Here is an 11,963-nt window from a genome sequence, read left to right as displayed (position 1 = left end):
ACCGGCGGAGGTGTTCTGGGGAGAATATTCCGGGGCACTACCAACGAGTGGTGCTGCACTTATTGTTTGACTTCAGCATTCATGGTTGAAAACGATGCCAATGCCGGCGAGTACAAGATTTTCCACGTGACGTCGACCCGGGTAGATGACAGCGAAGCCGGAAACTTCGACGCCGGCGCCAAGCTTATTGGAGTTCTGGATCTCGGTGCATCGTTATCAACAAACGAGTTTGATATGGAGAATTCATTGGTGGGGGCAGACACTCAAACCTGATGCTTCGTTATTGATGCGAGCAACTCTGTCTGCAACGGCCAGTTGCAGACAGACCGATGGCCGAGTTCCGGACCGAACCCATGGATTGATTGAGGCTGGTTAAATCAGCCAGCAGGAGGGAACCTCTCATGTTTAACCCCGATGAGCGCGGAGTCATCCGTACTTACATTGCAGTTACCGGCGAACCACCTACCCAGGAACAGCTTGAGGCTGCTTTCGACTTTACCAGTCTGCAGGCGTTGACCACGGAGCTGGCGAGTGCCAGGCCAGCCCAGGGCGACGCCGCATTCGTTACCAGTTTGTATGAGCACCTGCTGAATCGGACTCCTGGCGCGGAGGAGTTGGGGTACTGGGTCGGCCTGCTGAGTGGTGATGGTATTGGTAAGGCGCGCCTGGCCGTCGAGTTCCAGAACTCGGCTGCGGTCGACGCCAGCGGGACGGGTGGTCTGCTGGATGACTCGCTGGCGTTGACTCCAGTGAATGGTCAGTTCAGCACCTCCGTGCCTGACTATGGCGATGACGTCTTCAGTGGTGATGAAAGGCAGGTGATTCAGGCCTATGTTGCACTCACAGGAGAGCCTCCCAGTCAGGCTGAGCTGGAAGCGGTGTTCGAGGGTTACAGCAACTTTGATGATTTGTGCAAAGATCTGGCTGCGGAACACTCAGAGCTCAGCAACTCCGAGTTTGTAACCATGCTTTATCAGAACCTTCTGAGTCGTGAGCCGGATTCTGAGGGGTTGGCATACTGGACATCTCTGTTAGAGGGTGGAGCGCTAAACCCTGTCAGCCGAGGCCTGTTGGCTGCCGATTTCCAGTACGTTGCATGGTTGAATGCCGACAGTGAGGCGGGGCTGGTCGATGGTTCAGGTGGCCTTACACCGACCGGAGAGAGGTTCCATTCCTGCAATGGGATCGAAAGACCGGACCCCTTGTGGGAGGTAGATTATGTCTACCTGATGAGTGACCACGTTGGTGAAGAGCTGACACTTGACGTCGGTACAGGAGAGACCAGCGCCTTGGTGTTTGACGGCTACAGTGGCGATCCGGTGAGCGTTCGTAACTTCACGCAGGACCAGGACGGTGAGGCAGGGAACCTTATCGCTGGTGTTGATGCTCTGGACTTCAACGATTTTCTTCAGACGGAGGTGGAATTTGACACCGTCTGTCGCCCGATTCGTCGTGCCCCCATTGAGTTTGAGGATTCGGGTTCGGGGTTGAACGGCAACACCGTGTCGATCATCACCTTTCAGGGATCAGGCGAGCGTCCCGACCAATCCTGGGAAAACCTCGTGGCAGAGGACCTGATTGCACTGCTGAACGGTACTGAGGCGTACGGAGATGACGCCAATACCTCAGCGTTTGGTGACTACGATGCGGCCAACGGCAAGGTTGCGATGGATGATAATCTCGGTGGCATAGAAGGCAACATCAACAGCCATATTTTCATGGTTGAGGACGGTGACAACGCTGGCGCGTACAAGATCTTCCACGTGACATCGACCCGTGTGGACGACAGTGAGGCTGGAGCATTCGACGCCGGTGCCCGGCTGGTTGGTGCCCTGGATTTGGGCACCTCGTTGTCAACCAACGAACTGGATATGGAGGCCTCGTTGGTCGGCTCAACGGAATGGTTAGCGGAAGCCAGTGCCGGGCTAGGGTAACCGCAGATGGTCGTTCGACAACTCCCAATCTTCCGCTTAGGCTTTGGGATGACCTGAGTCGTAACTTGGGGACACATTTTCCTGTAGTGTGTACAATGTTGCCGATAAGGCCCTGAATTGGTGACACAAGCTCCTGTCGCCTGTGTACCAGGGTCATTGAACGCCAAAACCATGAATGTTTACAGAGATATCACAATTATCGCTGTTGTCCCGGTTGTATTGAGACCGTACATTGATTAATTTTGGTGTCATCACCAACCTGTTCGCCGGGGGTGGCTTAGTCCCGGTTTATTGAATGTCTAGGAGAGATTATGAGAGCGCAGCTGATTGAACTGGTAGCCGCAACCCTTGGCCGGGCCCCGTCCCCGGAAGAGCTGACAAACTGGCTGGCAGACCTTGAGGGCGGCACCGAGCTGCCCACTATCGCTGAAGAGATTATGTACGAGCTCGGTGGTGTTGGTCGCATCGCTGACGTGAACAATACTGCGATTCTGGTCAATGCCTACCAGAACCTGTTTGGTCGCCTGCCGGACAACACCGGCCTGAACTACTGGCTGAATGAAATGAACGCCGGTCGTGTTGACCTGGGCAACCTTATCCCGAGCCTGCTGGCCGGTGCCCGTGCTGAAACCGGCAACTCCAATGATGCTCTGGTGATCAATGGCCGTCTCCTGGCTGCTACCCAGTATCTGGATGGCCTGGACGGTGACGACAGCTACAGTCCGTCTGCCGCCGCTGCCGCCGTTAGCGCTATTACTCGTGGTTCCGTAGCGGATTCCGCCGAAGAGCCTTCAGATCTGTACAACCCGGATGCGGGGCAGCCGGATCCAGCGGAACCTGCTGCACCGACCGTGCAAGCCGTCACCGGTGACGATTTCATTAATGAAGATGAAGCTACCGCTGGCTTTGCCGTGTCCGGCACGGGTGAGCCTGGTGCAACGATCGAGATCACCAAAAACGGTCAGCCGTTTGGTGTGGTGACCGTTGATGAGAATGGCAACTGGACCACAGCGATTGCCCCCGGCTTTATTACCAACGCTGATGAAGGTGTGGATATCCCCTTTGAGCTGCTGCAAAAAGACGCTTCCGGCAACGAGATCGGAACTGAAAGCACCACCATCACCATCGATCTGACCGATCCTGCGGCCCCGGCGGTTGCATTGAACACCGATACCGCCGCAGCGGATGGTGTCACCAGCAACCCTCAGATGGACGTCACTAACCTCGAAGCAGGTGCAACTTGGGAATACAGCGTGGACGGCGGCAACAACTGGACGGCGGGCGCCGGTTCGTCGTTCAACCTGGCCACTGAAACCACCTACAATGCCGGTGACATCCAGGTTCGCCAGACTGACGAAGCTGGAAACCTTTCGACTGTAGGGCAGAGTGGCGGTGCAATCACCTATGACGCAACCGCTCCTGCGCTTAATGGTGCTGTCGCTCAGAATGACGTTGACGGCTCCACTGATGTATCTGTTGGGGATACCGTTGTCTTCACATTTGATGAAGAGGTCACGAGCTTCGGTGCGGTCGGCGGTTCAGCCACACACGATGGCGGTACACTTGCTGGTGACGGCCTGAGTGTCACCTTTGTTCTGGATGGTGCTGCAGCAGCAGGGCAGGACATTACGTTGACTGGTGTGCCTGATGTGGCTGGTAATACTGAGGATTTCAGCTACACCCTGGCTTGAGATCTTTTGTAGGCCCTGACGGTCCACCAGCGACAGGTGTTTGCCGTCTATCCAGCTAGAACAAAAGAACCCCCGCTCTGCGGGGGTTTTCTTTATCTAAGATATTGGACTCTATTTAGTGTTGAATGAGAGCTGAAAACCAATGACGGATTGGGTTGTGGTTTCCAGAGATACCCACGTAACAACGCATTTCCGGCGCCGGCAACACTACGGCTTCAGCCGGTCCATGGCGGTTTCTGGTGTGGTGATGTCTGAGCTGGAGTTTCTGGTCGGGCATTATGTGATGGCGTTTATTGAGGAAGGTGATTCTTTTCTTCCCGTTGCGCTGCTGGGCGGTGGACCGGTGGGCAATGCCTACCTTGACCGCTACGATCAATGGCAGGCCCCTTACACGCCAGCGTTGTTGAGAGGGTTCCCGTTCGGGCTTGGTTTTCGGGGCGAGGGCGCCGAGCCCGTGCTTGGTATCCTGCGGGATCAGCTTTGCCTGGCGCCAGAGGGGGAGCCGTTGTTCGAATCTGATGGCACGATGACGGAGGTCGTTCGCCGAACGCTGGATTTGCTGCGGGAATGTGACCGCCAGAAGGGGATTGCCGTATCGGCCTCAGCCTGCCTGCAGGCGGCTGGCGTTATCAGTCCCTGGGCTCCAGAAATTACAATAAACGACGAAACCGTCCGCCTCAACGGCTTGTTTCAGGTCAATGAACGCAAGTTAAGTGCGTTGGACGAATCTGCCTACAGTGCCTTGCGAGGCGCTCCAATGACTCTGGCTGTGGCTCAGCGGCTGTCGATGGCTGCGTTGCCGGCGCTGAATCGGCGGCTCCAATGCCGCTCCGACATGTTGTGTGCAGCTTCTTCAGAGCCCGATCTGGATCAGTTGTTCAGTGATGGCGAGGATGACGTCCTGTCGTTCGGATCATCGACGATGGACAAGCTGTAAGAGACGCCCATTCTATCCGCCGGTATCCTTCTAGGTTGGCCTGTCAGAGGCCGTCCCAGCCACCGTCGGCAGCGACCTGTCAGGCTCTCAAAATCATAGTGAAAAAGGAAACGGTTCGATGTTTGATGTTCGCGAGATTGCACTGGCCGGGCGCCCATGGTTACTGGGTGCACTAGCTGGTTCGTTCCTATTGACTGGCTGTGGCGGCGGCAGTTCGTCCAGTGACGACAATGATTTCAAGGAGTTTCCCCCGCTGCCTGACGCCACCGGAGAGGTAGTCAGTGAGCGCTACCAGGTCTTGGGAGAAGACGGTGCCATTGTGTTGGATACCAAAACCAACCTGGCGTGGAAACGCTGCCATTACGGCCAGACTTGGAGTACCGACCTGGGGCGCTGTGAGGGCAGTGCCACGACAGTAACCTGGGACGTTGCAACCGGGCTGGTGGATGAAGACGGGTTTCGCTTGGCTTCTATGGACGAACTGAAGTCTCTGGTCTATTGCAACAATCTGCACAACGGTCCGGATCAGATTGGTGAGCTGGATATCTTTGAAGGCTGCGGTGCACCTACGCTTAGTCCAACCATCGATCCTCAGGCATTTCCGGACATCGGCCAGGTCACGGTATGGACCAGTGACGACAGCCCCAACTCGGACACGCTCAAACTGGGCCTGAATTTCGTCAGCGGTGTGGCGAGTGATTTCAATAGTGAGGCGTCTCCGTATCGTCTGATTGTGGTTCGTGATCCAGCGGATGGCGATGAGCCTCGTGCCGCAAACGGTTCTCGCCCCAGAAAACAGAACGGTTCGTAAGACTTCTTCCCGGGTTACCATTGACCTGCGCTGTCAGGGGGTGCTCGGGTGAATATGCTATGATCGGCGCCTATTTACTGAAGGATTGAGGTAGTCATGCCCCATTACGTTGCATTGAGCAAATCGGCCCACCGCAGCGCCGGAGTGCGCCCTACCAACCTTGCCCATGCGTTGGAGCAGGCTGTAGTGCCTGTTGTTGCGGAGGAAGTGCCACGGGTGTTACCCACCATGCCGCTGGCCTTTGTGAAAACGCCTTCTGGCGAGGGGTTTGAGCTGGTGGCACTACAGGCCCTACAGCCTGGCACGAATGTCTATCTGCACACGGACGGTCGTTGGATTGGTGGTTATCGGCCGGCCTGGTATCGTTCTCATCCGTTTCGCTTGATTCCGGACGAAAGTGGCTCCCGGCGTGTGCTCTGTGTCGATGAAGAGGCTGAGGCCTTTGAGAAGGAAGCTGGCCCGGATTCCCGTTCTTTGTTCGGTCCCGACGGTGAGCCTACCGAACACACCCGTAATCTGATCAGCTTTCTGGAGCAGCTGGAGCAGGGACGGGAAGTGACTCACGCCGCCGTAAGCCTGCTGGCCGAGCAGGGCCTGATCGTGCCCTGGGAGATTTCAGCCCGTAACGCCAAAGGGGAAACCGGTTTTGACGTCCAGGGTATTTACCACATTGATGAAGCGGCCCTGAAAGCCCTCGAGCCGGAGTCGGCCGCCAAGCTCCTGAAGAGTGGGGCGCTTTCACTCGCGTTTTCGCAGCTGCTGTCGGAACATCGACTGCAGGGGCTTGTTCGGTTGTACGAACTCCGTAGTGAAGCCAATCGCAGGAAAGCTGCCGTTGACGATGTGGATGTTGAGAGCCTGTTTGCCGACGATGACGATGATGATCTGACGTTCTAATCCGGACGTCGCCTTGTCAGGCGCCCGACTCTACCGGGCGCCTGAGAATACCCACATGCGCGAAGCCACAAACACAAACAGCGGTACCAGCAGTACCGACAGACAAATCGACAAAAACGCGGATGTGATCTCCAGGGTCAGAAATACCCACAGCAATCCGTTATTGATTCCAAATCCCCCCAACGTGACCGCAAAGAATCGCCAGGGACTTCCACTCTGACGAAAGGTAAAGCGGGAGTGCCCCCAGAACGACACCTGGAAGGCCACCAGGAACGCCACCAGGTTGACCAGAAAGGGGGAGGCGTCCGGCCACTGCCACAGGGCCAACCAGGCCATGCCAAGATGCACCGCCGTAGCGGCCAGCCCAACCAGGCCAAAGCGCATCAATTGAGCGGCCAGAGGTTGCCACCTTTCACGCAGATTACTCAGTTGCATGCTGTTTTTCACTGTTGTTAACGACGGGTTGCTTGCCGGCTGGGCTGGCTGGTTGGGCGTGGCGGTTGTCATCCGTAGAAACTGAGGTTGAATGGTTGGCAGGACTGCTTTCCGCCACGATGTAAAGAGGGCGTGCCTTGGATTCGATAAAGAGCCGTCCCAGGTATTCACCCAGCACCCCAATGGACATCAGTTGCATCCCCCCAAGGAACATCACGCCGGCGGCCAATGAGGCATAGCCTGGCACGTCGCTCCCCCAGAGCAGGGTGCTGAGCACCACGTAGAGTCCGTAAAGGAAAGCCAGCAGGGCGACACCAACACCAATGTAGGACCAGACCCGCAATGGCCAGGTGGAAAAGCTGACTATGCCGTCGAGGGCGAAATTCCAGAGTTTCCAGTAGTTGAAGGTGGTGGTGCCAGCGACTCTGGCGGGCTGCTGGTAGGGCACGGCACGGGTCGTGAAACCGACCCAGGCGTACAAGCCTTTCATAAAGCGGTTTCGTTCTGGCAGGCTGCGCAGGGCTTCGACTACACGGCGGTCCAACAGTCGGAAATCGCCACCGCCTTCCGGCAGGGGAGTGTGTGCCATCATGTTGAAGAACCGGTAGAACTGGCGGGACGTCCATTGTTTCAGTGGCGTTTCTTCGTTGTCCTGATTGCGCACGCCGTAGACCATTTCAACGCCTTCGTTCTGCCACACATCCACAAAGCTCTCAATGGCGTTGAACGGGTGCTGGAGATCCACATCCATCAGGATGACAGCGTCGCCTCGGGCATGGTCCATGCCGGCGGAAAGGGCAACTTCCTTGCCGAAATTTCGCGACAGCGACACATAGTGGACAAACTCATGCTGTGCGGCAAAGTACCGCATCAGGGCCAGTGAGCTGTCTGATGAGCCGTCGTTCACGAAGGTGACCTCGCTGTGGAACGGCCAGGCGCTGCGGGCGTTCAGGAAGGCGTCAATGAACAGCGGGATGGAAGCTTCTTCATTGAATACCGGTACCACCAGACTGATGGTGACCGGGTGCGGGCTCGTTACCGACATTACGGTTCCTCTTCTATCCATTCCAATGAGTGCAATCCGAGCGCCAGGTGTCGCACATCGCCACCTTCACCTGGGAATCCGGGAATCCGGGTATGGCTGTATTCCAGACGAATCTCCGGCCGTCCGGGCCCGGCCAGCGATAGATCGCTGGGCACGTGTATATCACGAACACAGCAATCACTTTGGTTTGGAACCATAGGCCAGCGCTCATAGAGCTCGTTATTCAGATAAACCTGAATGGTTTGTTGGTTGACGGATGGCCCCCAGAATAACTGAAAGCGAACCCGTAGCGTTCGGGCTTTGGGTGGAGCAGGCGGCACGACTATGGTTGAGCTTGTGCCGTCACTCCATACCCCCCAGGTTTCGCGCTGAGACCAGCCGTTTGCCAGAGTACCGTTTGGTACAGGGGCGTTAGATTCGAAGCTTGTGTACCCACGGTCGACCAAGGCGGACTGCGTATCCAATGCTGGGCTTTTCCCACAGGCACCGGAGGCTCGGTGGGCGTTCATGTACTGCAGCCAGAATATTCTTCGATTCGTACCTGCGTGCATCGTGATTGCTTGATTCGGATCGATCGCTGCCATCTTCGGGGTACTGAGGGGGCTGTCCGTACCAGAATCACAGGCGAGTTCATCGGCGTGCTTCCAGGGGATGACGTTCTGAGCCATGCGTTCTGCCATCCGCGAATTGGCCGCGTGGTTCATGGCCGCGACAACGCCAATGAACAGAGCCATAAGGGCGATGATTCCCCGTCTGAGCCAGAGTTGGCCATCGGCGGTCCTGAGCAGCAAGATCGCCAGGGCATAGGCAATGGCGCCAATGCCAAGATAGGAAACCCGGCTATCCAGATAGCCACAGGTACCGAGCTCCAGGCACCAGAGTTGTTGGCGTGCGGTTGAAGCCAAAGGAAACGCGATGTAAAGCATCAGGCAGCAGGCAATGATCATCATTGCCAAGGCTACCCTGGCCGAGCGAAGTGGCAGCTGGCGGAGCAGCCAGGCTGAGCAGGTGGCACTGATAATGCCCACGATAGTGGCGATGGCCCAGCTGAACCGGGCCACGGAGGCAAGTTCGACATCTGGCAGCCGGAAGAAGGCGGTACCGGCAAAAACGTGATAGACCGAGGTCAGCCAGAACCGATAGGGATGGGCCAGTCCGCTCGGGGTATTGCCCTCATACTGGGATGGGTGATGGAAGCGGTAGCCCAGATAGATGGCGAACACGGTGATGACCAGGGCGAGATCCCGGACCAGGGCGCGAGTTCGCACAGGAATCCCCAAAAGGCGTTGCTGTGGTGAGGCCGGCTGGGGAAAGGCCGTGTTGGCAAGGTGCTCGGCGGCCAGCAAGGCCGTTGTTAATAGGAACACGAACTCACTGACCAGCATGGCGAGACCGCTGACAAGGCAGAGGCCGAACTGAGCGCCGAGTGAGAGGTTCGGTCTTCGCCAGAGGTGTAACCGTGCAAACAGGACAATCAGGAACGGGACCGTGTTCTGGAGCGGATAGGCGTTTGGCGGCATGTGCTCGTAGGCCAGCGGGTGCAGGGCCAGGAAGGTGAGCATCAACAACGCACAGACGCGCCAACTGCCTCGCGCCACCAAGGCGCTGAAATAGCAGGCGAACAGGGCCATCACCCCAAAATGCCCCAGTACCATCAGCCAGCGGCTGACTGGATCTCCCGCCCAGAGGGCGCCCAGGACATTGAGCGGTGTCATCAGGTAGTGACCAATTCGACCGCTGAATTCGGCCATCCGTGCGGCTTCAGCCCAGACATGGTCCCATCCCTGCCAGACATACTGCAGGAACATGGCATCGTCGGCGGTGAGCCGATAGCCAATGGCAAACTGGGTGACCTGAACAATAACCAACAGCAATATGCCGCCGGTGATTGGCCAGCGAGCGTCCTTTCCTTTACCTAACACCTGATGTACCTGTTACGAGTCTGCGGGTAGCCCCATAATCGCCTGGATTCTGGGCGGTTCTGATAAACCGGTTTGGGTTATGGGGTTGTGTTTTTGCTGATGGCCGTGTGCAGCATATCTTTGAGCGTGTCTTCCAGCGGGCGCAGTGGGGGCGCTTTGATCAGCGATTCCAGCCGACGACGATCTCCTTGCAGGCTGGGAATCTCATTACGGCGAACAAACGCCGGATTGACCTCTATGTTTATCTGGTAGCCTGCCAACTCGCATAAGGTCTCCATCAACTGGCGCAGCTGAATGGTCCGTCCTGAGCACAGGTTGACGGCCTGGCTGTGGGCATCGCTTTCCAGCAGGGCGATGTAGGCCTGGGCAATGTCGCGTACATCGGAGATGTCCCTGGCGACGTCCAGGTTTCCCAGTTCGATGGTCTGGGCTCTTTCGGCCAGATGCTGGACCATCTTGGGCACCAGAAAGCGTGGGTGTTGTCCCGGCCCGGTGTAGTTGAATGGTCGGGTAATCAGAATCTGTAATCGCGAGTACCAGTTGGCCGCCAGATGTTCCATGGCCAGTTTACTGATGCCGTAGTGATTGACCGGGGCAGGGCACAGGCTTTCATCCAGCACCGGCAGGTCGCGGTTGCCATAGACGTTGGAGGTGCTGGCCAGAATGACTTTGCGAGGAGCCGTCGGCAGCTCTGACAATGCGGCCAGAAGGTGTTCGGTGCCAAGGGTATTGACCCGGTAGAAATCCTCCGGGGTTGGATGAGCAACAAATGACAGTGCCGCCAGATGGATCACATAGTCCGGTTTGGCCTCATTGACGACCTCACGGACCTGCGCCGGGTCGGTCAGGTCCATTGCCCGAATCTGCGCGGCAGGCAGATCATGATGGCCTGTGCCGGTCACCCGGTAGCCACGCTGTTGCAGGGCGGGTATCAGGTGGTCACCGGTAAAACCACTGGCGCCGGTGACCAGTACATGGGGTGCGTCAGTCATTGTGAGTCTCCATGGTTCTGCTCGATGCTCAATGCCGGAGGTAGCCAGGCCACGCCAAGGAATCGGTCCTGCTGGGCGTTAACCACCTCAAAGGTGCAGGCAAGATCACGCCAGTGATAGTTCTGGCGGACGTGAGTATCGTCGGCGTGAGCCGCAACCGAGAACGAGTAGCTGCCTTCGCCCAGGTGGCAGGGAAAGCGAAATCGGTAGTTGAGCGTTTGACCTGGCTTCAGGTCTGAACGCACCGCCTTGAGGTAGTGGGTATTGGTCCCAAACACGTCCTGGCGCAGGCGATCCTTGATGACGTAGCCAATGACCAGTTCTTCCACGGGGTCATGAATGGCCACAGTCACCACCAGTTCCAGAGTCTGGCCGACGGTTGCCACTTCCACTGGTGTGCCCTCGTCGGCGTCTCGCAGTTCGACGGTGGTAATCTCAGCCTCCCCTGTACCAGAGGTGGTGGCGACACGGCCATCCTCCCGCATCTCGCTCTCGACGCTGTGGCGTTCATTTCCCTTGTTCGCGAGCATGGCATTGTAGTAGTCCATGATGGCTTCTGGCTCGCCTTCCCGGCTGATCTGGCCGTTCTCCAGCAGGATCACCCGATCACAGATCCGCTGGATGGCGCCACGGTCGTGTGAAACGATCAGTAGGGTGGTGCCAGCCTGCTGCATCTCCCGAATCTTCTCGAAGCTTTTGTGCTGGAAATAGGCGTCACCTACCGCCAGGGCCTCATCGACAATCAACACCTGGGGGCGTCGGGCTGTGGCGACTGCGAACGTTACCCGCATCTGCATTCCGCTGGAGTAGGTGCGAAGGGGGCGGTCGAAATACTCGCCCACTTCGGCGAAGGCTTCAACCTCAGGTAACAGAGCCTCAGCCTCTTCGGCACTCAGCCCCATCATGCTCAGGCCATGGCGGGCATTTTCGCGACCGGTGAACTCGCCGTTGAAGCCCATGCCCAACTCCAGAATGGCCCGAACCTCACCAAACAACTGAATTTGCCCCTCAGTTGGCGCCAGGGTGCCGGCGATCATTTTCAGTAACGTGCTTTTACCCGCGCCGTTTTCCCCAATCAGGCCGACAGCTTCCCCGGAGTAGACCTCAAAGTTCAGGTGTCGAAGAACCCACACATCCTGCACGTTGTGAGTGGGCAGGCCCAGCCAGCTTTTGATGCGCTGCCTGGCGTTGGGGTAGCTACGAAAGGCCTTACCGAGATTTTCAACGCTGATGAGTACGCTCATGCTTCTAGTGCCTGATGGTTCTGAAATGCCATTGTCGTTCTGCGGCCGTAGGGTG

At 57.3% G+C, this 11,963-nt stretch carries 11 protein-coding genes; 6 read left to right on the top strand and 5 right to left on the bottom strand.

The genetic code is table 11. The annotated features are described in order from the left end of the window. From MLD24_RS19945 to MLD24_RS19920, 6 genes are all read left to right on the top strand, one after another. On the top strand, nucleotides 1–273 hold a 273-nt coding region (locus MLD24_RS19945), incomplete at its 5' end, for a hypothetical protein (protein ID WP_248168852.1). A gap of 128 nt (nucleotides 274–401) precedes the next feature. Then, complete coding sequence (locus MLD24_RS19940; RefSeq protein ID WP_248168850.1) at nucleotides 402–1,934, top strand: DUF4214 domain-containing protein; 1,533 nt, start codon at nucleotides 402–404, stop codon at nucleotides 1,932–1,934. 437 nt (nucleotides 1,935–2,371) lie between these two features. Then, the gene (locus tag MLD24_RS19935; protein ID WP_248168848.1) at nucleotides 2,372–3,625 is read left to right on the top strand and encodes an Ig-like domain-containing protein; all 1,254 of its coding nucleotides are present in this window, start codon (nucleotides 2,372–2,374) and stop codon (nucleotides 3,623–3,625) included. Between the two features lie 142 nt (nucleotides 3,626–3,767). Next, nucleotides 3,768–4,562, top strand: coding sequence for a SapC family protein (locus MLD24_RS19930; protein ID WP_248168846.1), 795 nt, complete (start codon nucleotides 3,768–3,770; stop codon nucleotides 4,560–4,562). Between the two features lie 118 nt (nucleotides 4,563–4,680). Further along, nucleotides 4,681–5,373, top strand: coding sequence for an Lcl C-terminal domain-containing protein (locus tag MLD24_RS19925; protein ID WP_248168844.1), 693 nt, complete (start codon nucleotides 4,681–4,683; stop codon nucleotides 5,371–5,373). A gap of 96 nt (nucleotides 5,374–5,469) precedes the next feature. Continuing rightward, a complete protein-coding gene (locus tag MLD24_RS19920) occupies nucleotides 5,470–6,270 on the top strand; it encodes a SapC family protein (protein ID WP_248168842.1) in 801 nt (266 codons plus the stop codon). A 30-nt stretch (nucleotides 6,271–6,300) separates the two neighbouring features. On the opposite strand, the gene MLD24_RS19915 is transcribed toward MLD24_RS19920, so the two are convergent. From MLD24_RS19915 to MLD24_RS19895, 5 genes are all read right to left on the bottom strand, one after another. Then, the gene (locus tag MLD24_RS19915; RefSeq protein ID WP_248168840.1) at nucleotides 6,301–6,705 is read right to left on the bottom strand and encodes a GtrA family protein; all 405 of its coding nucleotides are present in this window, start codon (nucleotides 6,703–6,705) and stop codon (nucleotides 6,301–6,303) included. After that, entirely contained in the window at nucleotides 6,692–7,750 is a 1,059-nt protein-coding gene (locus tag MLD24_RS19910; protein ID WP_248168838.1) for a glycosyltransferase family 2 protein, read from the bottom strand. The genes MLD24_RS19915 and MLD24_RS19910 overlap by 14 nt, the downstream gene beginning before the upstream one ends. Continuing rightward, the gene (locus MLD24_RS19905) at nucleotides 7,750–9,672 is read right to left on the bottom strand and encodes a hypothetical protein (protein ID WP_248168836.1); all 1,923 of its coding nucleotides are present in this window, start codon (nucleotides 9,670–9,672) and stop codon (nucleotides 7,750–7,752) included. Before MLD24_RS19905 ends, MLD24_RS19910 begins: the two co-directional genes overlap by 1 nt. 77 nt (nucleotides 9,673–9,749) lie before the next feature. Beyond that, nucleotides 9,750–10,664, bottom strand: a complete 915-nt coding sequence (locus MLD24_RS19900) for an NAD-dependent epimerase/dehydratase family protein (protein WP_248168834.1) — start codon at nucleotides 10,662–10,664, stop codon at nucleotides 9,750–9,752. Continuing rightward, nucleotides 10,661–11,908 carry an ABC transporter ATP-binding protein gene (locus tag MLD24_RS19895; RefSeq protein ID WP_248168832.1) on the bottom strand — a complete coding sequence of 416 codons (1,248 nt, stop codon included), beginning with the start codon at nucleotides 11,906–11,908 and terminating at the stop codon, nucleotides 10,661–10,663. Before MLD24_RS19895 ends, MLD24_RS19900 begins: the two co-directional genes overlap by 4 nt. Nucleotides 11,909–11,963 lie beyond the last annotated feature (55 nt).

The sequence above is a fragment of the Marinobacter xestospongiae genome, from assembly GCF_023156385.1.
GTDB lineage: Bacteria > Pseudomonadota > Gammaproteobacteria > Pseudomonadales > Oleiphilaceae > Marinobacter > Marinobacter xestospongiae.
Note: the sequence above shows the minus strand (reverse complement) of the source record. Positions and strands in the feature narration are given on the sequence as shown.

Excerpts from the sequence above, each read along its gene's own strand:
- MLD24_RS19895 (WP_248168832.1), bottom strand. The coding sequence starts at position 11,908 with ATGAGCGTACTCATCAGCGTTGAAAATCTCGGTAAGGCCTTTCGTAGC.
- MLD24_RS19925 (WP_248168844.1), top strand. The coding sequence starts at position 4,681 with ATGTTTGATGTTCGCGAGATTGCACTGGCCGGGCGCCCATGGTTACTG.
- MLD24_RS19935 (WP_248168848.1), top strand. The coding sequence starts at position 2,372 with ATGTACGAGCTCGGTGGTGTTGGTCGCATCGCTGACGTGAACAATACT.
- MLD24_RS19915 (WP_248168840.1), bottom strand. The coding sequence starts at position 6,705 with ATGCAACTGAGTAATCTGCGTGAAAGGTGGCAACCTCTGGCCGCTCAA.
- MLD24_RS19910 (WP_248168838.1), bottom strand. The coding sequence starts at position 7,750 with ATGTCGGTAACGAGCCCGCACCCGGTCACCATCAGTCTGGTGGTACCG.
- MLD24_RS19920 (WP_248168842.1), top strand. The coding sequence starts at position 5,470 with ATGCCCCATTACGTTGCATTGAGCAAATCGGCCCACCGCAGCGCCGGA.
- MLD24_RS19900 (WP_248168834.1), bottom strand. The coding sequence starts at position 10,664 with ATGACTGACGCACCCCATGTACTGGTCACCGGCGCCAGTGGTTTTACC.
- MLD24_RS19940 (WP_248168850.1), top strand. The coding sequence starts at position 402 with ATGTTTAACCCCGATGAGCGCGGAGTCATCCGTACTTACATTGCAGTT.
- MLD24_RS19930 (WP_248168846.1), top strand. The coding sequence starts at position 3,768 with ATGACGGATTGGGTTGTGGTTTCCAGAGATACCCACGTAACAACGCAT.